Source organism: Roseomonas sp. AR75, assembly GCF_005222815.1.
GTDB lineage: Bacteria > Pseudomonadota > Alphaproteobacteria > Acetobacterales > Acetobacteraceae > Falsiroseomonas.
Map to the genome: position 1 here is coordinate 493,313 of NZ_STGB01000004.1, position 20,368 is coordinate 513,680.

Annotated in this window: 23 protein-coding genes; 10 read left to right on the forward strand and 13 right to left on the reverse strand. The window is 71.3% G+C overall.

The features are described from left to right. Nucleotides 1-44 precede the first annotated feature (44 nt). The 3 genes from E4T13_RS16435 to E4T13_RS16445 are packed head-to-tail and all read left to right on the forward strand — an operon-like array spanning nt 45 to nt 2,841. Nucleotides 45-1,244 (forward strand): sulfite oxidase, encoded by a 1,200-nt coding sequence (locus E4T13_RS16435; protein WP_137179375.1) that lies wholly within the window; start codon nt 45-47, stop codon nt 1,242-1,244. Further along, nucleotides 1,237-1,548: a cytochrome c gene (locus E4T13_RS16440; RefSeq protein ID WP_206030196.1), complete on the forward strand. Its 312-nt coding sequence runs from the start codon at nt 1,237-1,239 to the stop codon at nt 1,546-1,548. The genes E4T13_RS16435 and E4T13_RS16440 overlap by 8 nt, the downstream gene beginning before the upstream one ends. Before the next feature lie 42 nt (nt 1,549-1,590). After that, nucleotides 1,591-2,841, forward strand: coding sequence for a putative DNA modification/repair radical SAM protein (locus E4T13_RS16445; RefSeq protein ID WP_137179376.1), 1,251 nt, complete (start codon nt 1,591-1,593; stop codon nt 2,839-2,841). Between the two features lie 12 nt (nt 2,842-2,853). Here the strand turns inward: E4T13_RS16445 and E4T13_RS16450 are convergent, their stop codons facing one another. Together E4T13_RS16450 and E4T13_RS16455 are read right to left on the reverse strand one after the other, a co-directional pair. Then, nucleotides 2,854-3,273: a type II toxin-antitoxin system VapC family toxin gene (locus E4T13_RS16450; protein ID WP_137179377.1), complete on the reverse strand. Its 420-nt coding sequence runs from the start codon at nt 3,271-3,273 to the stop codon at nt 2,854-2,856. After that, nucleotides 3,270-3,527 (reverse strand): FitA-like ribbon-helix-helix domain-containing protein, encoded by a 258-nt coding sequence (locus E4T13_RS16455; RefSeq protein ID WP_137179378.1) that lies wholly within the window; start codon nt 3,525-3,527, stop codon nt 3,270-3,272. The genes E4T13_RS16450 and E4T13_RS16455 overlap by 4 nt, the downstream gene beginning before the upstream one ends. Nucleotides 3,528-3,567: 40 nt before the next feature. Here E4T13_RS16455 and E4T13_RS16460 point away from each other — a divergent pair, with 40 nt between their 5' ends. Together E4T13_RS16460 and E4T13_RS16465 are read left to right on the forward strand one after the other, a co-directional pair. Beyond that, nucleotides 3,568-5,028 carry a UdgX family uracil-DNA binding protein gene (locus E4T13_RS16460; RefSeq protein ID WP_137179379.1) on the forward strand — a complete coding sequence of 487 codons (1,461 nt, stop codon included), beginning with the start codon at nt 3,568-3,570 and terminating at the stop codon, nt 5,026-5,028. Between the two features lie 47 nt (nt 5,029-5,075). After that, the gene (locus tag E4T13_RS16465; protein ID WP_137179380.1) at nt 5,076-6,035 is read left to right on the forward strand and encodes a hydroxymethylglutaryl-CoA lyase; all 960 of its coding nucleotides are present in this window, start codon (nt 5,076-5,078) and stop codon (nt 6,033-6,035) included. A 71-nt stretch (nt 6,036-6,106) separates the two neighbouring features. Here E4T13_RS16465 and E4T13_RS16470 read toward each other — a convergent pair whose 3' ends face one another. Beyond that, the gene (locus E4T13_RS16470) at nt 6,107-6,799 is read right to left on the reverse strand and encodes a pyridoxamine 5'-phosphate oxidase family protein (protein ID WP_137179381.1); all 693 of its coding nucleotides are present in this window, start codon (nt 6,797-6,799) and stop codon (nt 6,107-6,109) included. 82 nt (nt 6,800-6,881) lie between these two features. Here E4T13_RS16470 and E4T13_RS16475 point away from each other — a divergent pair, with 82 nt between their 5' ends. After that, complete coding sequence (locus E4T13_RS16475) at nt 6,882-8,312, forward strand: PLP-dependent aminotransferase family protein (protein WP_137179382.1); 1,431 nt, start codon at nt 6,882-6,884, stop codon at nt 8,310-8,312. A gap of 96 nt (nt 8,313-8,408) precedes the next feature. Here E4T13_RS16475 and E4T13_RS16480 read toward each other — a convergent pair whose 3' ends face one another. Continuing rightward, nucleotides 8,409-9,953: a DUF1254 domain-containing protein gene (locus E4T13_RS16480; protein ID WP_137179383.1), complete on the reverse strand. Its 1,545-nt coding sequence runs from the start codon at nt 9,951-9,953 to the stop codon at nt 8,409-8,411. 293 nt (nt 9,954-10,246) lie between these two features. Here E4T13_RS16480 and E4T13_RS16485 point away from each other — a divergent pair, with 293 nt between their 5' ends. Both E4T13_RS16485 and E4T13_RS16490 read left to right on the forward strand, forming a co-directional pair. Then, nucleotides 10,247-11,200 (forward strand): helix-turn-helix domain-containing protein, encoded by a 954-nt coding sequence (locus tag E4T13_RS16485; RefSeq protein WP_137179384.1) that lies wholly within the window; start codon nt 10,247-10,249, stop codon nt 11,198-11,200. Nucleotides 11,201-11,315: 115 nt separating this feature from the next. Next, entirely contained in the window at nt 11,316-11,789 is a 474-nt protein-coding gene (locus tag E4T13_RS16490) for a VOC family protein (RefSeq protein ID WP_137179385.1), read from the forward strand. Here the strand turns inward: E4T13_RS16490 and E4T13_RS16495 are convergent. Beyond that, nucleotides 11,786-12,631: a SirB1 family protein gene (locus E4T13_RS16495; RefSeq protein WP_137179386.1), complete on the reverse strand. Its 846-nt coding sequence runs from the start codon at nt 12,629-12,631 to the stop codon at nt 11,786-11,788. The genes E4T13_RS16490 and E4T13_RS16495 overlap by 4 nt on opposite strands. 103 nt (nt 12,632-12,734) lie before the next feature. Here E4T13_RS16495 and E4T13_RS16500 point away from each other — a divergent pair, with 103 nt between their 5' ends. Then, nucleotides 12,735-13,100, forward strand: coding sequence for a VOC family protein (locus E4T13_RS16500; protein ID WP_137179387.1), 366 nt, complete (start codon nt 12,735-12,737; stop codon nt 13,098-13,100). A 6-nt stretch (nt 13,101-13,106) separates the two neighbouring features. On the opposite strand, the gene E4T13_RS16505 is transcribed toward E4T13_RS16500, so the two are convergent. The 6 genes from E4T13_RS16505 to lpdA all read right to left on the reverse strand — a co-directional run bounded on the left by E4T13_RS16505 (nt 13,107) and on the right by lpdA (nt 17,331). Beyond that, nucleotides 13,107-13,493 carry a histidine triad nucleotide-binding protein gene (locus tag E4T13_RS16505; RefSeq protein WP_137179388.1) on the reverse strand — a complete coding sequence of 129 codons (387 nt, stop codon included), beginning with the start codon at nt 13,491-13,493 and terminating at the stop codon, nt 13,107-13,109. A gap of 73 nt (nt 13,494-13,566) precedes the next feature. After that, entirely contained in the window at nt 13,567-14,100 is a 534-nt protein-coding gene (locus tag E4T13_RS16510; protein WP_137179389.1) for a phosphoribosyl-ATP diphosphatase, read from the reverse strand. Next, nucleotides 14,100-14,867, reverse strand: a complete 768-nt coding sequence (hisF, locus tag E4T13_RS16515; protein WP_137179390.1) for an imidazole glycerol phosphate synthase subunit HisF — start codon at nt 14,865-14,867, stop codon at nt 14,100-14,102. The genes E4T13_RS16510 and hisF overlap by 1 nt, the downstream gene beginning before the upstream one ends. A 125-nt stretch (nt 14,868-14,992) precedes the next feature. After that, nucleotides 14,993-15,538 carry a DUF4142 domain-containing protein gene (locus tag E4T13_RS16520; protein ID WP_137179391.1) on the reverse strand — a complete coding sequence of 182 codons (546 nt, stop codon included), beginning with the start codon at nt 15,536-15,538 and terminating at the stop codon, nt 14,993-14,995. 63 nt (nt 15,539-15,601) lie between these two features. Next, the gene (locus E4T13_RS16525) at nt 15,602-15,895 is read right to left on the reverse strand and encodes a PGPGW domain-containing protein (protein WP_170985031.1); all 294 of its coding nucleotides are present in this window, start codon (nt 15,893-15,895) and stop codon (nt 15,602-15,604) included. Nucleotides 15,896-15,939: 44 nt separating this feature from the next. Beyond that, nucleotides 15,940-17,331 (reverse strand): dihydrolipoyl dehydrogenase, encoded by a 1,392-nt coding sequence (gene lpdA, locus E4T13_RS16530; protein WP_137179393.1) that lies wholly within the window; start codon nt 17,329-17,331, stop codon nt 15,940-15,942. Nucleotides 17,332-17,449: 118 nt separating this feature from the next. Here lpdA and E4T13_RS16535 point away from each other — a divergent pair, with 118 nt between their 5' ends. Continuing rightward, the gene (locus tag E4T13_RS16535) at nt 17,450-18,331 is read left to right on the forward strand and encodes a GyrI-like domain-containing protein (RefSeq protein ID WP_137179394.1); all 882 of its coding nucleotides are present in this window, start codon (nt 17,450-17,452) and stop codon (nt 18,329-18,331) included. Nucleotides 18,332-18,334: 3 nt separating this feature from the next. Here the strand turns inward: E4T13_RS16535 and E4T13_RS16540 are convergent, their stop codons facing one another. Together E4T13_RS16540 and E4T13_RS16545 are read right to left on the reverse strand one after the other, a co-directional pair. Further along, nucleotides 18,335-19,399 carry an alpha/beta fold hydrolase gene (locus tag E4T13_RS16540; RefSeq protein WP_137179395.1) on the reverse strand — a complete coding sequence of 355 codons (1,065 nt, stop codon included), beginning with the start codon at nt 19,397-19,399 and terminating at the stop codon, nt 18,335-18,337. An 84-nt stretch (nt 19,400-19,483) separates the two neighbouring features. After that, a complete protein-coding gene (locus tag E4T13_RS16545; RefSeq protein WP_137179396.1) occupies nt 19,484-20,299 on the reverse strand; it encodes an alpha/beta fold hydrolase in 816 nt (271 codons plus the stop codon). Nucleotides 20,300-20,368: the final 69 nt, after the last annotated feature.

Below are 20,368 nucleotides of genomic sequence, written 5' to 3' on the forward strand. Positions count from 1 at the left end.
CATGAAGGCCCGAGGCACGGGCCCGAGGCCTGAAGGGAGGCAACATGGTGGGCACGGCGAGCATCGCGCGGCGGCGCTTCTTCCTGGGCGCGGCGGGCGCCGGTGCGGCAATGGGGCTCGGCGGTCCGGCCGGCGCGCAGCAGGCATCGCAGCAGCGCGCCGGCGGCCTGCCCGACTACGTCGCCTGGAAGGATGCGGACGACCTGATCGTCCACACGCCGCGCACCATCGAGACCAGGCGCGGCGCCTTCGGCAGCAGCGGCATCACGCCGGACACCAACCTCTACGTCCGCAACAACCTGCCCGCGCCGGATGCCGCCATCCTGCGCGACCGCGACGCCTGGGAGGTCTCGGTGGAGGGCGTGCGCAACGCCCGCGCCATCACGCTCGGCGCGTTGCGCCAGATCGGCGTGGAGAGCGTGGCGGCGGTGCTGCAATGCTCCGGCAACGGCCGCGCCTTCTTCGACCACAAGGCCAGCGGCACCCAATGGAGCGTCGGCGCGGCGGGCAACGTGATGTGGAGCGGCGTGCCCTTGCGGGCCGTGGCGGAGGCGATGGGCGGCATCGCCGACGGCATGCGCTTCATCACCGCCCGCGGCGGCGAGGCAATCCCGCAGGGCGTGGACCCGAAGACCGTGATGGTGGAGCGCTCCGTCCCGATCGCGGCGATGGACCAGGCGCTGCTGGCCTGGGAGCTGAATGGCGATCCCGTGCCGCTGGCGCATGGCGGACCGCTGCGTCTGGTGCTGCCCGGCTACTACGGCGTGAACAACGTGAAATACGTCAAGCGCCTGGCCTTCACGCGGGAGGAAAGCGACGCGTCGATCCAGCGCACCGGCTACCGCGTGCGGCCGGTGGGCCAGCGCGGCGCGCCGGACCAGCCTTCGATGTGGGAGATGAGCGTGAAATCCTGGGTGACGCATCCGCTGCGGGAGATGGCGGATGGTCCGGTGCAGGTGCTCGGCGTCGCCTTCGGCGGCATGCAGGCGCTGCGCCGGGTGGAGGTCTCCACCGATGGCGGCGAGACCTGGCAGGAGGCGCGGCTGCTCGGCCCCGATCTCGGCCGCTTCGCCTGGCGGCCCTTCGCCCTGGCGGCGGAGCTCTCGCCGGGCCGGCACGTCATCGCCAGCCGCGCGACCGATGCCGAGGGCAATACCCAGCCCGAGGATGTCGAGCCGAACGAACGCGGCTACGGCCACAATGGCTGGCGCGACCATGCGGTGGAGGTGACCATCGGTGGCTGACAGCTTGCGCCGCGCGGCCCTGGCCGTTGCGCTCGGCCTCGCCGCAAGCGGGGCGGCGGCGCAATCGGGCCGGGATGTCTTCACCGCCGCCGCGCAGCCGAACTGCGCGGTGTGCCATACGCTCGCGGCGGCGGACGCCGCGGGCGAGATCGGGCCAAGCCTCGATGCGCTGAAGCCCTCCGCGGAGCGGGTGCGTCGCGCGGTGACCGAAGGGCCGGGCACCATGCCCGCCTATGCCGACACGCTGTCGGCCGCGCAGATCGAGGCGGTGGCGCGTTTCGTGGCGGAATCGGCCGGCGGCTGATTCGCCCCTTGCGGAAAGCGCGCAGGAACATATCATGAACACATGGACCTGCGCCAGAAGCTCGAGATCCTTGCCGACGCCGCGAAATACGATGCCTCCTGCGCGTCCTCCGGCACGGCGAAGCGCGACTCGACGCGCGGGGGCCTGGGCAGCACCGAGGGCATGGGGATCTGCCATGCCTATGCGCCGGACGGGCGCTGCATCTCGCTGCTGAAGATCCTGCTGACCAATGCCTGCGCCTTCGACTGCGCCTATTGCGTGAACCGCGCGAGTTCGAACGTGCGGCGCGCGCGCTTCACGGTGGCGGAGGTCGTGAAGCTGACGCTGGACTTCTACCGGCGCAACGCGATCGAGGGGCTGTTCCTTTCGTCCGGCATCACGCGCTCGGCGGATTGGACGATGGAGCAGTTGGTGCTGGTCGCGCGCACCCTGCGCGAGGAGCACGGCTTTCAGGGCTACATCCACCTCAAGACCATCCCGGACGCCGCGTCGGAGCTGGTGGAGGAAGCGGGGCGCTGGGCGGACCGGCTCTCCATCAACATCGAGCTGCCGCAGGCCGAAAGCCTGACCGCGCTCGCCCCCGAGAAGAATTTGTCCGAGATCAAGAAAGCGATGGGCGGGCTGCGCACGCGCATCGAGGGGGCGCAGAACGCAGCGAAGTCCGCGCGCCGGGCGAAGCCGCCGCGCTTCGCGCCGGCGGGGCAGAGCACGCAGATGATCGTCGGCGCAGATGCCTCGGACGATGCGACGATCCTCGGCACGGCGACCGACCTCTACGCCGGCTACCGGCTGAAGCGGGTGTACTACTCCGCCTATTCGCCGATCCCCGATGCCTCGCGCGTGCTGCCGCCGATCGCGCCGCCGCTGGTGCGGGAGCATCGGCTGTATCAGGCGGACTGGCTGCTGCGCTTCTACGGCTTCTCGCAGGCCGAGGTGATGGCGGGCGGGGATGGCGGGATGCTGGACCTGTCCCTCGATCCCAAGACCGCCTGGGCGCTGAAGCACCGCGCCGACTTTCCAGTGGACCTGAACCGCGCGCCGCGGGAGCGGCTGCTGCGCGTGCCCGGGCTGGGGTCGAAGACGGTGGAGAAGATTCTGGGGGCGCGCCGGCATGCCGCGATCCGCGCGGAGGATTTGGCGCGGCTGCGGGTGAGCCTGGCGAAGGTGCTGCCCTTCGTCATCACGGCCGACCACCGGCCACGCCTGCTCGACAGCGGCGGCCTGCGGGATCGGCTGATCCCCGGCACCGCTTTCGTGGCCGCCGCGCGGCCGGTGCAGATGAGCCTATTCTGACCGATGCGCGGGTCAGGCGGACCAGGGGTTCACGACGCCGGTGTCGAGGTCGCCGAAGTCGCGCAGGTTGCGCGTTGCGACCACGGCGCGGCGCGACAGGGCGATGCCGGCGATCAACGTGTCCTGCATGCCGACAGGGCGGCCTGCCCGCTCCCGCCGCGCCGCGAGATGACCCGCCGCTGTCGCGGCGCTCGCGTCCAGTTCCGCGATGCGGCCGCCCATCTCCTGGCGCAGCACGACATCGAGCGCGGCTTCCAGCCGGCGCCGCCGCTGGCCTTCCGGCAGGCGCGACAGGCCGAAGCGCAGTTCGAAGACGCTGATCGCGGTGGTCCAGAGATCCCCGGAGGGCTGGCGGTCCAGCCAGGTCAGCAGCACCGGGTCCGGCGCTGCCTGCATCAGGCCCGACAGGACATTGGTGTCGAGCAGGATCACTCGAAGCTGGCCGGCCGTGCCGGCGCGCCACGCAACTCCTCGATCCCGCGCGCCTCCTCCTCAGTCAGGCCGATGCCGGCGAAATGCGCGGCGATGCGCGTGCCAAGGCCGGCCTGGGACTCGACGTCCTCCGCGGCAGCGGCACGCAGGATTTCGCGCACCTCCTCCTCCATGCTGCGGCCCTTGCGCTCCGCGCGGCGGCGCAGGCGGTCGCGGATGCTGTCGTCCAGGTTGCGCACGATGAGCTGGGCCATCCGAGCCTCCCTCGTCCTGCTATCACGATAGCATCGCGCCATGACCACCGCCACCATCCTGCCCGGCCCGGCGGATTTCGCCGCCTGGCGCAACGCCGCGCGCAACCTGCTCGGCGCCGGCATCGCGCCAGAGGACGCGGAGTGGCGCGTGGCTGGGGAGGCGGCAAGCCTCTTCGCGCAGGAGGCCGAGCCGCCGCCCGGCGTCGCGGCCTTCCATGTGCCGCGCGCCTTCGTCGACCTGGCGGAGATCGCGATCCGCCACAGCGATCCCGAACGCTTCGCGCTGCTCTATCGAGTGCTGTGGCGCCTGACGCATGGCGAGCCGGCGCTGATGCAGGTGGCGACCGATGCGGACATCGTGCGGCTGCACGGCATGGCCAAGGCGGTGAAGCGCGACGCGCACAAGATGCATGCCTTTGTCCGATTCCGGCAGGTGGAGACCGAGGCCGGCACCCGCCACGTCGCTTGGTTCGAGCCGGACCACCACATCGAGGAAGCCGAGGCCGGCTTCTTCGTGCGCCGCTTCGCGGGGCTCCGCTGGTCCATCGTGACGCCGCGGCGAAGCGTGCACTGGAACGGCACGGATCTCTCCTTCGGCCCCGGGGGGCGGCGCGCCGATGTGCCACCGGACGACGCGGTGGAGCCGCTCTGGCGCGCCTACTACGCGGCGATCTTCAACCCCGCGCGGCTCAAGCCCGGCGCGATGCGCGCGGAGATGCCCCGCAAATACTGGCGCAACATGCCGGAGACGGCGGAGATCCCACGCCTGATGGCGGAAGCGCCGCGGCGCGCTGCGGCGATGGTCGCTGCCGCCGCCACCGCGCCACGGCCCAATCCGCAACGCCTGCATCCGCCCGGCCGAGCCGACGTTGAGGAGGCGATGGACCTGCTCGATGCCGGCACCGATCCGAAGGCTGCCCTTGCCGCGCTCGCGCGCGAACTGGCCGGGCGCAACGACCTGCCCGACTTTGCCCGCCGCGCGACGCAGATGGTGTTTGGCGAAGGCCCGGTCGGCGCGCCGCTGTTCTTCGTCGGCGAGCAGCCCGGCGACGAGGAGGACATCCAGGGAAGGCCCTTCGTCGGCCCCGCCGGGCGCCTGTTCAACCGCGCGCTGGACGCCGCCCAGGTGCCGCGCGACGAGGCCTATGTCACCAATGCCGTGAAGCACTTCAAGTTCACGCCGAGCGGCAAGCGGCGGATCCATCAAGGCCCCGATGCCGGCGACATCGCCTATTACCGCCCCTTCCTGCTGCGTGAGATCGGCATCGTCGCGCCGCGGCTGCTGGTGGGGCTGGGTGCCACGGCGCTGCGCGCGCTGACCGGCAAGGCCGTGCCGGTGATGAAGTCGCGCGGCACGATCCTGCCGGGGCCGGAGGGTCTGCCGGTCTTCGCGACGGTGCATCCCAGCTATCTGCTGCGCCTGCCGGACGAGGAGGCGCAGCGGCGCGAATACGCCCGCTTCGTGGAGGATCTGCGCGCCGCTCATGCGCAGGCGGCCTAGACCTGCGGAGGCGCCCGTGGCTACCTGCCGCGCAGGAGGACCGACCGATGAGCGACCTGCCAAGGACCGTCGAGATCCGCGAGGAAGGCCCGCGCGAGGGCTTCCAGATCGAGCCCGGCCCGATCCCGACCGAGCGCAAGGCCGCGCTGGTGAACGCGCTGGCCGCGACGGGGCTGAAGCAGATCCAGGTCTGCTCCTTCGTCTCACCGAAGCTGGTGCCGGGCTGGGCCGACGCGGACGCGATGATGGCGATGGTCTCGCCGCCGCCGGGCGTGGCGTTCACCGCGCTGTGGTTCAACGCGCAGGGGCTGAACCGCGCGCTGGCCTTCCGCGACAGGCTGACAATCTACGGCTCGATCTCCTTCGCGGCGTCGGAGGCGTTCCAGAAGAAGAATCTGAACCGCGACCGCGCCGGCCAGATCGAGGCGCAGCGCGCGCTGACGAAGGCGCATCAGGAGGCCGGCGTCGCGGTGACGCGCATCGGCATCCAGGCTGCCTTCGGCTGCAACTATATGGGCGACGTGCCGCCCGAGCTTGTCGTGCGCGCCGTGCAGGATGCGTATGACGTCGCGCGGGACGCGGGTGCGACCATCACGGAGTTGATGCTGGCGGACACGATGGGCTGGGCGACGCCGTTGCGCATCGAGCGCACGGTGGGCGCGGTGCGGGCGCGCTGGCCGGATGTGGCGCTGTCGCTGCATCTGCACGACACGCGTGGTCTCGGCATCGCCAATGCGATGGCGGGGCTGCGGATGGGCGTGGCCAAGTTCGACACGACGGTGGGCGGGCTGGGCGGCTGCCCCTTCGCGGGCCAGCCCGGCGCGCCGGGGAACATCTGCACGGAGGAGCTCGCGCTGCTCTGCGGCGAGATGGGGATCGAGACGGGTATCGATCTCGATGCGCTGATCGAAGCGGGGCACCTGGCGGAGGACATCGTCGGGCACAGGCTGCCGAGCGAGCTGCTGCGCTCGGGGAGCCTGGACGCGTTCAGGCGGAAGGCGGCGTAGGCGAGGGCACTTTCCGCGTCGCGGTCGGTCGCGCCCCCACCCCGACCCTCCCCCGCATGCGGGGGAGGGAGCTATTGTGCATTCTCCGCCATCACCTCATCCAGCCGCCGCCCCGCGACGAAGCCGCGCAGCCCGTCCGGGAACGCCACGCCCGGCGGCAGGCGTGGGCAGGGTTCCGGCGCGCCCAGCACCTGCACCACGGGAATGCGCGCGGCGTAGATCGGCAAGGCGTAGTCCTCCTCCTCGTCGGCGACGCCCTTGGTGCGGATCTTGCCGCTTGCCTGCTCGATCTCCATGCCGATGAGCATCGTCGCCTTCAGCTCCTGCGCGGTGCTTTCGCGCAGCGTGGCGGCGCGGCCGGGGTAGAGGCGGTCGATCATCGCATCCAGCGCACGCGCCTTCTGCGCCGCATCCTCCACGACATGCGCCGTGCCGAAGCACATCGCCGAGCGGTAATCGACGGAATGATTGAAGCCGCAGCGCGCGAGCACCAGGCTGTCGAGATGCGTGACCGTCAGGCACACCGGCACGCCGCCCTTCTGCGCGCGCAGCATCCGGCTTGCGGCGGAACCGTGCCAGTAGAGGTGGTCGCCCTCGCGCCAGAACACTGTCGGCGTGCAATAGGGCTGGCCCTCGATGACATAGGCGATGTGGCAGAGCATCGCGGCGTCGAGGATCGCGTGAACCGACTCGCGGTCGTAGCGCCCGCGCTCGTGCAGGCGACGCACCTTGTTGCGTCCGGTCACGGGATAGGATCCGTCCATCACGGGCACTCCTCGCTGGCACCAGGGGAGGCGGAAAATTGGTCCTGCGCGAGGGCCAATCCTGTGCCATGTTACCGGACCAATGCACGGCACCACCGACCTGCTGCTGCCCGGCATAGACCGCGCCGGCCCCGTGCCGCTGCTGCGCCAGATCTACCTGGCGCTGCGCGGCGCGATCCTGTCCGGCGTGCTGCCGCCCGGCGCGCGCCTGCCGCCGAGCCGCGCGCTCGCCGTCGATCTCGGCGTGGCGCGCAACTCCGTCGTCGCGGCCTATGAGCAGTTGCTCGCCGAGGGTTTCGTGCGGGGCCGCGTCGGCGCCGGCACCTTCGTCGCCGCCGACCTGCCCGACGTGCCGGAACCCGCCCCCGCGCCATCGCCGCCGCGCGAAGCGCCTTCGGAGGAGGCGCTGGACCTCTACGGCACCGCCCCCTTCACCACCGGCCGCGTCGCGCTGGACCAGCGCACGCTGGAGGTCTGGCGCCGCCTGACGCTGCGCCATCTGCGCCGGCCCGATCCGCGCCTGCTCGGTTACTCCGACCCGCGCGGATCCGCGGCGCTGCGCCAGGCCATCGCCGCCTATCTCCGCGCCGCCCGCGCCGTGCGCTGCGAGCCGGAGCAGGTGGTGGTCACCGCCGGCGCGCAGCAGGCGCTGGACCTGGTGCTGCGCGTGCTGATCGCGCCGGGCGACGCGGTGTGGCTGGAGGATCCCTGCTATCCCGCCGTGCAGGCCGCGCTGGCGGCGGCGCGCGCGCGCATCGTGCCCGTGCCGGTGGATGCGCAGGGGCTGGACGTGGCGGCTGGCGTGGCGGCGGCGCCAGGGGCGCGGCTGGCCTATGTCACGCCGTCCTCGCACTACCCGCTCGGCATGCAGCTTTCCATGCCGCGGCGGCTGGAGTTGCTGGCCTGGGCGCGACGCAGCGGGGCCTATGTGCTGGAGGACGATTACGACAGCGAGTTCCGCTACGCCGGCCGCCCGCTGGCCTCGCTGCAGGGCATCGATGAGGCGGCGCGGGTGATCTATGTCGGCACCTTCTCCAAGGTGCTGTTTCCGGGATTGCGGCTCGGCTACGCGGTGCTTCCGCCGGCGCTGCTGGACCCGGTGCTCGCGGCGCGGCGCCTGTCGGACTGGCATCCCGCGGTGCTGCAGGAAGCTGTCGTCACCGACTTCCTGGCCGAGGGCCATTTCACCCAGCACCTCCGCCGCATGCGCCTGCGCTACCGCGCCGCGCGCGACGCGCTGGCCGAGGCGCTTTGCGAGTCCGCGCCGGGCTTGCTGCTGCCGGAGCCGCCGGAGCAGGGCATGAAGCTGCTCGCGCGGCTCGGCGGCGGGCTTTCGGATGTGGCGGTGTCGCGCGCTGCGGCCACACGCGGAATCGTCGCGCGGGCGGTGAGCCCGATGTACCGCGCGGCACCGCCGGTGCAGGCGCTGATGCTGGGCTTCACCGGGCACGAGCCGGCGGCGCTGCGCCGCGCGGCGCGCAGGCTGGGGGAGGTGTTGCGGGCCTGTCGCTGATCGGCGGGGTGCGGGCGGAAGCAGACACCCGCCAGGCCATCGGTCCGGCCCACCCTGCAGGAGCCGATCAGCCCAGGACCCGGCGCGCCCCTCGCCTCAGCCCTGCAATTCGATGTCGCCCGGCTTCCAGCTCTTGTCGAGCCAGGGCTGCAGCGGGCCGTAGAGCCGCAGGATGACGAACCAGGACTTGCCCGGGATCGTCTGCACCCAGTTGCTCTCGCGCCCCGCCGGCGCGGTCGGGCCGAACCAGACATCCACGGAGCCGTCCTGGTTCACCTGCAGGTCCGGCTTCTGGCTGCTGACGGAGGGGAAGCGGTTGTCGGTCTGCAGCATGGATCGTGTCTGGGTGTCGTAGACGATGGTGGACCAGAAGGTGCGCACCGGCACCGGGCCGGGCAGGCGCAGGCGGTAGGTCTTGCCGCCGTCGAAGGCGTTGCCGTCGGAATCCTCGGCGGTCCAGGGGTAGGTCGAGCCCTCGCCCACCACCTGCGTATCCATGGCCGGCGTCACGCCGGTCGCGGCGAAGAAGTAGAAGGACCGCGCATTGAGGTTCGGCACGCCGGGCTGGCGTTCGAACTTGTAGCCGCCGACGAAGGCGAACTTCCATCGACGGTCGGGGAAGATGAGGCCCTCGGGGTCGCGCATCCGGTAGAACAGCGCGCGCGCGGTCGCGTCGCCCGTCGCCGCGGCCTCGGTCAGGATGCGGCGCATGCGATCGTCGGGCTGGAAGGGGCGGCCCTTCTGGATGCCGATGGCGGCGAAGTAGCCAAGGCTGGTCGGGTCGGTCGCCGCCAGCGGTTCCTCCTGCACGACGGTGTTCAGCAGCTCCCAGAAGCGGAAATCGGCAGGCCCGACCATGTTGAAGGGCCGTGTCGAGGCATCGACGAAGGTCAGGCGCGGCGGGTTCGCGGCCTGGGCCAGCGGGTAGACCTTGGTGTGCTGCTTCACCGCCTCGACGCCGGGGCGCGGGTCGCCGTTCTCCAGGAAGCTGCGCCAGATCACGACATTGCCGAAGGTCGCGGGGCGGAGGACGTGGTAGCCCTCGGGCACCGCACCGGCATGGCCCGGCGGAAGGATCAGGTATTTCCCGCCACGCCCGCGATCCGCGCCCGTCAGGCCGAGATCGGCGACCCAGAAATAGAACATGTCGTTGACGATGCCGAGCACGCGGGGCGGCACCTCGATGACCAGCGGGCCGCCGCGCAGGTCGATCCAGAACCAGGTGTAGGGCGTGTTGTCGTTGGCGGTGAGCTCGACCGTCCGGCTGTCCACCAGCTGCTCCCAGATCGGGATGGTGGTGTTGTCGGGTCCGAAGCTGCGGATGGCCTGGCGGTTGAAGGCCTGGTTCACCGCGGGGATGCCGAGCAGGTAGGCCTGCACCGCCTGCTGGAAGATCAGGTTGTCGTAGAGCGCATCGGTGCTGGTGGCGTCGGGCACGCCGTCGAAGAAGTTGAGCCGGCCGAAGCGCGTCTCGACCGAGGCCGGGGAGGCGACGCCGGGCGGGATGGGCGTGGTGTAGCGGAACACCGGCGGCGCCGGCGTGCCGGTGAGCGGCTGGGCCTGCGCCGTGCCGGGGCCGAAGGCGCCACGCAGGGCGGAGGCCGCGGCGGCGAGCAGGGCGAGTTCACGTCGCGTGGTCATGAAGGCCGAATGTCCCCGGAGGCCCGTTTCATCCGGGCGGTTGATGCCGAGCAGGCGAAGCGGGCGCGATGGACCTGGCGCTGGACCGTGCGGGGCAGGAGCGGCGCGGATTCGGTGCCGGGAAGCCTGGAGGTCCGCATGGATGCCGTCACCCTTGGGGGCGGTCCGACACGGATCGTTCCCCGGCGGCCACTCTATCGCGGGCGGCGCGGCCGATGCCCAGCTTGAACCCCTATCCGGATTGGGAACAGCATCCGCCGGGACGATCGCCATCCTTCGGGGAGATTCGCGGCTTGCCCTGCATCGCGCCCATCATCCGGGCGGCCGACTTCTCTAGCGTCGAGGACGTCGCCGCGGCGCAGCGCGACTTCGAAGCCGAGCTCGTCCAACTCTCGCCGGGACGGTTCCGCTACGGGATGAGCCTGGTCGATCTCGGGCCGGTGCGGGTCCAGTCGAATGCCGTCCAGGGCAGCTACCTGGGACGGGCGCGGGTGGCGCCGGGAGAATGGGCGCTGTTCTACCGGACCGGCGGCCCGGCAGAGGCGAGCCGGCTCAACGGCATCCTGCCGGGCAGCGCCGACGCGGTGCTCTACGCGCCGGGCGCCGAGCTCCTGGCCCGCGTGGTGGACGGCCAGCGCTGGACGATGCTGGTGCTGGATGGCGCGCGCTTCGCGGAGGTGTTCGACCGCCTGCCCGCGGCGCGCGAAGGGCGCGCGGTGCCGCTGCGCGGCCTGCTCGCCCGCGCCCCGGGGCTGCTCCGCCTGCCGGACCTCGCCGGCCCGGAGGTGGCGGGGCTGCCGGGCGCCGCGGTGTCGGAGGCGGTGGTGGACGGCCTGCGCGCGTCACTCGACGGCGCGCTGGCCGATGCGCAGTCATCGCGGCGCCGGCTTCGCGGTGAACGGAGTGCCGCCCGCCTCACCTGGGCCGCGGTGGAGTATCTCACGGCGGCATCGGGGCGCCCGGTCTGCAGCGAGGAGATCGGCACCGCGCTCGGCGTGAGCCCCCGCTTCGTCAACTACTGCTTCGATGCGGTCTACGGCATCAGCGTGCACCGCTACCTCCGGCAGCGCCGGCTTTCGGAAGCGCGACGGCGCCTGGCGGCGGGCGGGGCGGGGCTGTTGGTCAAGCAGGTCGCCCTCGACCTCGGCTTCTGGCACTTCGGACGCTTCGCCCTGGCCTATCGCGACCTGTTCGGGGAGACACCGTCGCAGACACTGGCGGCCAGCGGGCGGCCTCCTGGTCGGTGACGGGCCGGAGATCACACGCCGGTCGCGATTGCGCGAGCGCTGCCGGTCCACCCTGGCCATGGAAGGCAGCCCGCGTAGGCTCATCCCCCTCACGCGCACACGAAAGCAGGACGCCATGCCCAAGAACACGATCTGCGTCTGGTACGACAAGGACGCCGAGGAAGCGGCGCGCTTCTACGCCAGCGTCTTCCCGGACAGCAGCGTGGACGGCGTGCATCGCGCGCCCAGCGACTATCCCGCCGGCAAGGAAGGCGACGTGATCCTGGTGGACTTCACGGTCGCCGGCGTGCGCTGCGTCGGCCTCAATGGCGGGCCGGCCTTCAAGCACACGGAGGCCTTCTCCTTCATGATCACCACGGAGGACCAGGCGGAGACCGATCGCTACTGGGATGCCATCGTCGGCAATGGCGGGCAGGAGAGCGAATGCGGCTGGTGCAAGGACCGCTGGGGCATCTCCTGGCAGATCACGCCGCGCGTGCTGCTGGAGGCGATGGCCGCCGGCGGCGCCGAGGCGAAGCGCGCCTTCGAGGCGATGATGACCATGCGCAGGATCGACGTCGCCGCGATCGAGAAGGCGCGCCGCGGCTAATTCAGCCGGTGGCGCAACTCCTCCAGCAGGCCGCGCACGCGGCCGGCCTGGGGGCCGTCCGGCACGAGTTCGAGGAAGCGCTCCAGGCTTGCGATCGCCGCGGTGACATGCCCCAGGCGCTGATGCATCAGCCCGGCCTCCCGCCACAGCGGCGCGGCATCGGGCGCGATGCGCAGCATGTCCTCGGTGCAGGCGACGGCGCCCGAAAGGTCTCCGTCGCGCAGGCGGCGCACCTTGATGTTGTTCTGAAGCCGCAGCAGCACGCCGCGCTTGCTCATCGGCGCCAGGGTGTCGCGACCGAGTTCCGCCGTCTCCCCGGCGAAGCGCTTGAGCAGCGCGCGCAGGTCGCGCGCATCCAGCGGCGCGCCGCCGCCGAACACATCCACCACCACCTGCCCGCGTCCCGACAGCGCGACGAGGAAATGGCCGGGGAAATCCACGCCGTGCGCCTCCCACCCCGCGGCATCGGCGGCGTGCAGCCAGAGGATGCCGAGCGCCACGGGCAGCCCGCGGCGGCGCTCGATCACCTTCAGCAGGTTGGCGTTGGACAGGTCGTCATAGGTGTCGGCGTCGCCGGCATAACCGAACCGGCCGTGCAGCAGCTCGGCCAGTGCGGCGCGCCGACGCGCGACGTCGCCGGCATCGGCCTCGCGGTCGGCGGCGGCTGCCTCCACCGCGGCGCGCGCGATGTCGGACAGGTGCTGCTGCGCCGCGCGCCAGTCGGCCGCGGGTTGATCCACGCGGGCGAACTGCAGCGCGACCATGGCGATGTCGAGCTCCGCATCCGGCAGGTGTCCGGCGGCTTCCAGCGCGGCGCGGGCTTCGACCAGGGGCGTGGTCATGGCCTTTGCCTCGCCCGCGCCGCGCGGCGGGTCAAGCCTTGCGGAGGTGGCTGCCGGCGATTCATGCTGGGGCATCACCGGGGCAGCTCAGGCCGGCACGACGATGGCAACGATCCGCTACCTGGTGCGTGACGTCGCAACCGCGATCGCCTTCTATCGCGACCGGCTGGGATTCCATGAGGATCAGCGCTTCGGTCCCGCCATGGCGATCATGCGGCGCGGCGACCTGGCGCTGTGGCTCGCCGGCCCGGCTTCGTCCGCCGCACGGCCCATGCCCGACGGCGGGCAACCTGCGCCCGGCGGCTGGAACAGGTTCGTGATCGAGGTGGACGATATCGACGCCATCGTGGCGGCGCTGCGCGACGCGGGCTGCCGCTTCCGCAGCAGTGTCGTCAGCGGACCCGGCGGCAGGCAGGTGCTGGTCGAGGATCCTTCCGGGAATCCGGTGGAGATCTTCGCGCCGCGCTGAGCCGGCTCAGCCTTCGCCGCGCGGCACCATGCGGCCCACGCGCCGCCCGCCGAAGATGTGCACGTGGAAATGCGGCACTTCCTGCCCGCCATCCTCGCCCATGTTCGACAGGATGCGGTAGCCGCCCGCTTCCAGCCCCAGCTCGCGCGCGACCTGGCCGACCAGGCGCCAGAAGCCGGCGATCTCGGCCTCGCTCGCCGTGGCGCTGAAATCCGCCACCGAGACATAGGCGCCCTTCGGGATCACCAGCACATGCACGGGCGTCTGCGGGTTGATGTCGTGGAAGGCGAGCGCGTGGTCGTTCTCGCCCGCCTTCCGGCAGGGGATCTCGCCACGCAGGATCTTCGCGAAGACGTTGTTGCCGTCGTAGGGCGGAAGGCCTGTCACGCGCATCGTCGGGCTCCCGGGAGGTGTGCTCGCGACGGTTTCTGGCGGCGCCGCGCGGACAGCGCAAGCGCCCGCCTGTTCAGGGCAGCTTGGTGGTCTGCGCCGCGCGCACCAGCGCCTTCGGCCGTGCCGCCTTCTCCGCGATGCCCGAGATGCCCTGACGCCGCGCGAGTTCGGTCCAGACCTCCTGCGGCCGGATGCCGGCATCAACCCAGACCACGACCAGGTGATAGAGCAGGTCGGCGCTCTCCAGGATCGTCGCGGTGCGGTGGCCCTGCGTCGCCTCGATGACGCATTCGACGGCTTCCTCGCCAAGCTTCTGCGCCACCTTCGCCGTGCCGCGCGCCAGCAGGCGGGCGGAGTGGGAATGCGCGACGTCGCCGGATGCGCGGCGCGCCTCGACCGTGCGCCACAGCGCATCGAGGATGCCGGCCTCGGCACCCGAGACGGAGAAGGGCTGCAGCGCGGAGGCAGCGGGGTCGACCGGCCGCGGCGCCGGCACGGCCGGCGCGGGGATGCCGGCGGGCAGCGGCAAGGCTGCCTCGCGCTTCAACAGCTTCTTCTTGGCCTTCGGCGCGGGCTTCTTCGCCGGCTTCTTGGTCGCCTTCGCCATCAGGGCGCCTCCGAGACGGGGCGGATCGGCAGGCCGGCGGTGTCGAGCGCCGCCTTCGCCTCCGCGATCCGCATCTCGCCATAGTGGAACACGCTGGCCGCGAGCAGACCCGTGGCACCAGCCTGCGCACCCTCGACGAAGTGTGCGGCCTTGCCCACACCGCCCGAGGCGACCAGCGGCAGCCGCACCGCAGCACGCACCGCGCGCAGCAGGCCGAGATCGAAGCCCTGCTTTGTGCCGTCGCGATCCATGGAGGTGAGCAGGATCTCGCCGGCGCCGCAGCGTTCAACCTCGCGCGCCCAGGCGATAGCGTCGATGCCGGTGCCGCGGCGGCCGCCATGCGTGAAGACCTCCCAGCCCTCACCTGAGCGCCGCGCATCGATCGCGACGACGATGGCCTGGCTGCCGAATGCCTCCGCCCCGCGCGTGACGAGCGCGGGATCGGCGACGGCGGCCGAGTTGACGGAAACCTTGTCGGCACCGGCCAGCAGCAGGCGGCGCATGTCCTCCACGCTGCGGATGCCGCCGCCGACCGTCAGCGGGATGAACACCTCCGCGGCGGTGCGGCTGACCACGTCGTACATCGTGTCGCGGTTCTCATGCGTCGCGCCGATGTCGAGGAAGGTCACCTCGTCTGCACCCTCGCGGTCGTAGGTGCGGGCCTGCTCCACCGGATCGCCCGCGTCGCGCAACGAAACGAAATTCACGCCCTTCACGACGCGGCCGTCCTTGACGTCGAGGCAGGGGATGACGCGCAGGGCCAGCACCGGCGTGCTCCGGGGCGGATGCCTGTCCAGGCTGGACGGGTCCGGGTTGCGGGATTCGCGCGCGGGCGCGAGGGGCGCGATGTGCGCCCCTCACGCCCTGCGGTCAAGCGCCGCGCCGGGCAAGGCTACTCGGTCCGGGGAAGCTGCAGCGCGCGGATCGCCTGCAGATGCTGCTGCAGCATCGGCAGGTGGCGCTGCGCATAGGCCTTCAGCGCCGGCACCTCGCCGTTCTGCGCGTAGGTCTGGTAGGCGGCCACCGCCTCCTCATGCGCCTCGACCTGCTGCTGCACGTAGAAGCGGTTCAGCATGTCCACATCGGTCTGGTCGCGCAGGGTGATGAGCTTGGTGGTATCCTGCCCATCCAGCGCGGACGGCACGCGCGTGGTGGCTTCCGGCAGGGCAGCAAGTTCGCGCGCGAGCATCGTGTGATCCTCGACCATGCGCTGGGCGAATTCGCGGATCTGCGGGTGCTGGCTGCGGGCCAGCAGCACCTTGCTCGACTCGATCTCGAAATTGTTCCCGGTGGCTGCGATCTGCACGAAGACATCGGCGCCGGCCCCGGTGCCGGCCAGCCGATCGATCAGGGTCTGCACGAGGCTCTGGGCACTGGCAGAGCCGGCCGCCACGGTGGTGCCGCCGAGGATGAAGGTCATCAGGGCGCGTCGCTGCATCGTCTTTCTCCGGTCGATAGGGTCCGACCGGAAACGATCCCGGGCCGCCGATGGTTTCGTCGGCTAGCCTCGCCGCCAAAGCCGGCCCAGCCGGTTGCGAAACCCGGCGCCGGCGGCCTGCCAACGCATGATGAGGCGCGCTTCCATCGATTCCACCTGGTTCACCGCGCCGGGCCAGCGGCCGGAGATCCAGCCCATCCCGCGATGCGCCCACAGATACTGGTGGCGCAGCACGAACAGCCCGAGGGCGAGGAACAGGAAGCCCTGCAGGAAGGGCAGGACGAGCCCGAGCGTGCCGAGCCCGAGCAGGCTGATTCCCGCGGCCTTTCGCCGCACCGAAGGACGGAACTCCATCATGGCCGCGCAGATGGTCTTGCCGCGCGGCCGATGCAACGGGAGCGCTACATGTGCAGCGCGCGGCCATCCACGGCGAGGGCGGCTTCCTTCACCGCCTCGTTCAACGAGGGGTGCGCATGGCATGTGCGCGCAATGTCCTCGGCGCTGGCCCCGAATTCCATGGCAATGGCGATTTCCGCAATGAGCGTGCCGGCATCGGGCCCCAGGATATGCGCGCCCAGCACGCGGTCTGTCTGCTTGTCGGCCAGGATCTTCACGAAGCCGTCCGTGTCGCCCATCGCGCGCGCCCGGCCATTCGCGGTGAAGGGGAACTTGCCGACCTTGTAGGCGACGCCGGCGGCCTTCAGCTCCTCCTCGGTCTTGCCGATGCTCGCGACCTCCGGCCACGTGTACACCACGCCCGGAATCGCATCGTAGTTGATGTGCGGCTTCTGGCCGGCGAGATGCTCGGCCAGCGCCACGCCTTCCTCCTCGGCCTTGTGGGCCAGCATCGCGCCGGCGATCACGTCTCCGATCGCCCAGATGCCGGGGACGTTGGTGGCGAAGTGGCCATCCGTCTTCACGCGGCCGCGCTCATCCAGTGCGACGCCGGCCTCGGCCAGGCCGAGATTGCCGGTGTAGGCGCGGCGGCCGATGGCCAGCAGGACGACGTCCGCCTTGATCTCCTCGGCCTTGCCGCCGGCCACCGGCTCGACCGTCAGCGTGACGCCGGAGGCATCCGTCTTCGCGCCGGTCACCTTGCTCTTCAGCCGGAACTTGATGCCCTGCTTGCCAAGGATGCGTTCGAACTGCTTGCCGATCTCGGCATCCATGCCCGGCACCAGGCGGTCCAGGAACTCCACCACCGTCACCTCGGCGCCGAGCCGCCGCCACACGCTGCCGAGCTCCAGCCCGATCACCCCGCCGCCGATCACCACCAGGTGGCCCGGGACCTTGTCCAGCTCCAGCGCGCCGGTGGAGGTGACGACCCGCTTCTCGTCCACCTCCACCCCCGGCAGCGGCGTGGATTCGGAGCCGGTGGCGATGACGATGTTCTTGGTGTCGTAGGTGGTGCCGGCGACCTCGACCTTGCCGGGCGAGACGATGCGGCCCTCGCCCTTCAGCCAGGTGACCTTGTTCTTCTTGAACAGGAACTCGATGCCCTTGACGTTGGCCGTGACCACCTCGCCCTTGCGCTCCATCATGCGCTGCAGGTTCAGCGCGACGGAGCCGACCTCCACGCCGTGGTCGGCCAGCTTGTGCTTCGCCTCCTCGAAATGCTCCGAGGAGTGCAGCAGCGCCTTGGACGGGATGCAGCCGACATTGAGGCAGGTGCCGCCCAGCGTCCCCCGCTTCTCGACGCAGGCGACCTTCATGCCGAGCTGCGCCGCCCGGATGGCGCAGACATAGCCGCCGGGGCCGGCGCCGATGACGATGACGTCGAAGCTTTCGGGCATGGAGAGCGATCCTGTCCTTGTCGCGGCGGACCATACGCACCGGCGCGCGGCGCACAAGCCGCGCCGGCCCGCCACTTCCGCAACCCCGATCAACCCGGTCTGCGGCATAAGGGCGACCATGCCGCATGACCCGCCCGGCCCGGCCAAGGCCGTCACCAGGCTCGACTACGGGCGCCGCATCGCCCGCGCCATGGCGCTGATCGCCGCCGACCCCGCGCGCGGTGCGACGCTGGAGGATCTGGCCGAGGCCGCCGCCTTCAGCCCCTTCCACTTCCACCGCATCTACCGCGAACTCACCGGCGAGACCCCCGCCGAGACCATGGCGCGGGAGCGCCTGTCCCGCGCCGCGGGGATGCTGGTGCGGGAGGCGTTGCCGGTCGCGCTGGTGGCCAAGCGCTGCGGCTATGGCAGCGCGGCCGCCTTCACCCGCGCCTTCCGCGCCGCCTACGGCATCCCGCCCGCCGCCTATCGCGACGGCGGCGGAATCGGCACGCCGCGTCCGCCCGCCCCGCACCGAGAGGAGACCGCCATGCACGAGGTCACGATCCGCCAGGAACCCGCCCTGCGCCTGGCCGCACTGGCGCATCGCGGCGCCTACACCGCCATCGGCGGCAGCTTCGACCGGCTGATGGCCTGGGCCGCGGCGCGACGGCTGATCGGGCCGGAGACGCGCTTCCTCGGCCTCTATCACGACGACCCGACCACGGTGGCGGAGAAGGATCTGCGCTCCGACGCCTGCATGACCGTGCCGGCGGCGGTGGAGGAGGCGGAGGGCGTGCGCATCCTGGACCTGCCGCCGACACGCTGCGCCGTGCTGGTCTTCAAGGGCCCCTATGCCGAGCTGGAGGGCGCCTATTCCTGGATCTACCGCGACTGGCTGCCCGGCAGCGGCGAGGAGCCGGCCGACCAGCCGGTGCGGGAGGACTACCTGAACGACTGCCGCACCCTGCCGCCAGCCGAATGGCTGACGGCGATCATGGTGCCGCTCAAAGACCGTTGAGGCTCAGGGCAGGGTCTGCAGGAAGCGCGCGAGGTCGTCGCGCCAGAAGCGCGCATTGCCGGTGGTGCCGTGGCCCAGCGTCTCCGCGCTGGCGGGGATCAGCAGCAGGCGGGCATTGGGGATGCGCGCCAGGGCGCGTTCGGTGACGCCCGTCTCCGGCGGATTGCGCTCGTCGTCGGCGGAGTTGATCAGCAGCAGGCGGGCCTTGATGCGGTCCAGCTTCGGCTCCGGGTCGTAGTCGCGGCTGGCGTCCCATTGCCAGATGAAGTCGTTGGCGTCCGCCGGCGGGTTGGCGGCCAGGCGCTGCTCGACGATGCGGTCGGCGGCTTCGCGGGTGGGTGCCTGGCTCTGCAGGCGCATGTTGCCGCCATTGGTCCCGGTGGCGAAGAACACGTTGGCCAGGCGCAGATTGGGTGGCTGGCTGGTGTAGTTGCCCTCGTTGTAGGCGGGGTCGCGGCGCACCGTTTCGATCATCAGGCGGCGCATCATCCAGTTTCGGCTGGCCATGGCGGTGGGCTGCGCGGCCATCGGCACGGCGGCGTCCATCATGTCCGGGAAGTTTATGGCCCAGGTGAAGGCCATCATCCCGCCCATGGAATTGCCGAGCACCAGGCGCAGCCTGCGGATGCCGAGGCCCTGCGTGACCAGCAGATGCTGTGCGGCGACGACGTCGTCGTAATTGTAGCGCGGGAAGGAAGCGCGCATCCCGTCGGACGGCTTGGAGGAATTCGCGACGCCGATCGAATCCGGGATGATGATGAAGTAGCGCGTCGCATCCAGCGGCTGCCCGGCGCCGAAGAGCTGCCCGCCGAAGGCCGGGGAGAGCATGCCGCGCGCGCTGCCATAGGTGCCGTGCAGGATCAGCACCGCCGGGTTCGTGGGCTCACCGAGCGTGATGTAGCCTTGGCGGACATCCATCGTCTGGCCGGTGTGGAAGCGGAAGTTCGGCGCGGTCCAGGTGCCTTCCCGCTGGTTCGGGTAGCTCGGCGCGGGCTGCTGCGCCTCTGCGGGCAGGACAGCGGCAAGGGCGAGCGGCAACAGCAACGCCGCGCGGCGGAGCAGGCGCATGGACAGGTTCCTCCGTTGGTCGTTGGAGAGGAGCCTAGCCGAAGCGCATTCCGCCGCGCCATGCCGTTCGTCGCTCAAGTCGCATCACGCTGCGCCGGCGAAGGCGCGGAGATCGGCGTTCAGCCGGTCGCGATGCGTGATGAACAGGCCGTGCGGGGCATCCTCGTACAGCGCCAGGCGACCCCGCGGCAGCAACGCCAGGCTCGGCTCGGCGGTCAGCGCCGGCGGGCAGGTGGCGTCCAGCGCGCCGTGCACCAGAAGCACCGGGACCCGGATGCCGCGCAGTTCCGCGCGCATGTCGGCTTCTGTCAGCGTGCGGTGGCAGGCGTGCAGCGCCTGCAGCGAACTGCGCAGCGCCATGTCGCGCACCCAGTTGCGCAGCCCCTGCGGCGTGTCCGGTGTGACAAAGGGCTCCATATTGGTGTCCACCCAGCCCGGGAAGTCGCGCATGAGCCAGTCCTGCCGGAAGCTGTCGAACACGGCGGCGGGGACGCCCGAGGGGTTGTCGTCCCGCTGCATCAGGCAGGGCGTGGTGGTTCCGATCAGCACGGCGCGGGTGACGCGCGCATCGCCGTGCCGCGTGAGGTAGCGCACCACCTCGCCACAGCCCATGGAGAAGCCGACCAGCACCGCGTCGCGCAGATCCAGCGTGTCCATCACCGCGGCCAGGTCGTCGGCCAGGCTGTCGTAGTCGTAGCCGCGGCCGGGATCCTGCGACTGGCCATGGCCGCGCCGGTCATAGGCGACGCAGCGCAGCCCCGCCTGCGACAGCGCCAGCATCTGGTAGGCCCAGCTATCCGAGGGCAGCGACCAGGAGGCGACGAAGACGACGGGACGGCCGCTGCCCCAGTCGCGGTGGAACAGGGCAACGCCGTCGCCTGTGCGGATGTTGGGGTGCATGGCCGGGCTCCTCTCGCGTGATGGCGGGAGGATCGGCGCGCAGCGGCCGCGGGACGATGACCTCGGAGG

What these genes read in the sequence shown, in the direction of transcription:
- E4T13_RS16535 (WP_137179394.1), top strand. Translation starts at nt 17,450, where the DNA reads ATGCCGCATGACCCGCCCGGCCCGGCCAAGGCCGTCACCAGGCTCGAC.
- E4T13_RS16445 (WP_137179376.1), top strand. Translation starts at nt 1,591, where the DNA reads ATGGACCTGCGCCAGAAGCTCGAGATCCTTGCCGACGCCGCGAAATAC.
- E4T13_RS16510 (WP_137179389.1), bottom strand. Translation starts at nt 14,100, where the DNA reads ATGGCGAAGGCGACCAAGAAGCCGGCGAAGAAGCCCGCGCCGAAGGCC.
- E4T13_RS16525 (WP_170985031.1), bottom strand. Translation starts at nt 15,895, where the DNA reads ATGATGGAGTTCCGTCCTTCGGTGCGGCGAAAGGCCGCGGGAATCAGC.
- lpdA (WP_137179393.1), bottom strand. Translation starts at nt 17,331, where the DNA reads ATGCCCGAAAGCTTCGACGTCATCGTCATCGGCGCCGGCCCCGGCGGC.
- E4T13_RS16455 (WP_137179378.1), bottom strand. Translation starts at nt 3,527, where the DNA reads ATGGCCCAGCTCATCGTGCGCAACCTGGACGACAGCATCCGCGACCGC.
- E4T13_RS16520 (WP_137179391.1), bottom strand. Translation starts at nt 15,538, where the DNA reads ATGCAGCGACGCGCCCTGATGACCTTCATCCTCGGCGGCACCACCGTG.
- E4T13_RS16465 (WP_137179380.1), top strand. Translation starts at nt 5,076, where the DNA reads ATGAGCGACCTGCCAAGGACCGTCGAGATCCGCGAGGAAGGCCCGCGC.
- E4T13_RS16500 (WP_137179387.1), top strand. Translation starts at nt 12,735, where the DNA reads ATGGCAACGATCCGCTACCTGGTGCGTGACGTCGCAACCGCGATCGCC.
- E4T13_RS16475 (WP_137179382.1), top strand. Translation starts at nt 6,882, where the DNA reads ATGCACGGCACCACCGACCTGCTGCTGCCCGGCATAGACCGCGCCGGC.
- E4T13_RS16435 (WP_137179375.1), top strand. Translation starts at nt 45, where the DNA reads ATGGTGGGCACGGCGAGCATCGCGCGGCGGCGCTTCTTCCTGGGCGCG.
- E4T13_RS16495 (WP_137179386.1), bottom strand. Translation starts at nt 12,631, where the DNA reads ATGACCACGCCCCTGGTCGAAGCCCGCGCCGCGCTGGAAGCCGCCGGA.
- E4T13_RS16505 (WP_137179388.1), bottom strand. Translation starts at nt 13,493, where the DNA reads ATGCGCGTGACAGGCCTTCCGCCCTACGACGGCAACAACGTCTTCGCG.
- E4T13_RS16540 (WP_137179395.1), bottom strand. Translation starts at nt 19,399, where the DNA reads ATGCGCCTGCTCCGCCGCGCGGCGTTGCTGTTGCCGCTCGCCCTTGCC.
- E4T13_RS16470 (WP_137179381.1), bottom strand. Translation starts at nt 6,799, where the DNA reads ATGGACGGATCCTATCCCGTGACCGGACGCAACAAGGTGCGTCGCCTG.
- E4T13_RS16460 (WP_137179379.1), top strand. Translation starts at nt 3,568, where the DNA reads ATGACCACCGCCACCATCCTGCCCGGCCCGGCGGATTTCGCCGCCTGG.
- E4T13_RS16490 (WP_137179385.1), top strand. Translation starts at nt 11,316, where the DNA reads ATGCCCAAGAACACGATCTGCGTCTGGTACGACAAGGACGCCGAGGAA.
- E4T13_RS16480 (WP_137179383.1), bottom strand. Translation starts at nt 9,953, where the DNA reads ATGACCACGCGACGTGAACTCGCCCTGCTCGCCGCCGCGGCCTCCGCC.
- E4T13_RS16545 (WP_137179396.1), bottom strand. Translation starts at nt 20,299, where the DNA reads ATGCACCCCAACATCCGCACAGGCGACGGCGTTGCCCTGTTCCACCGC.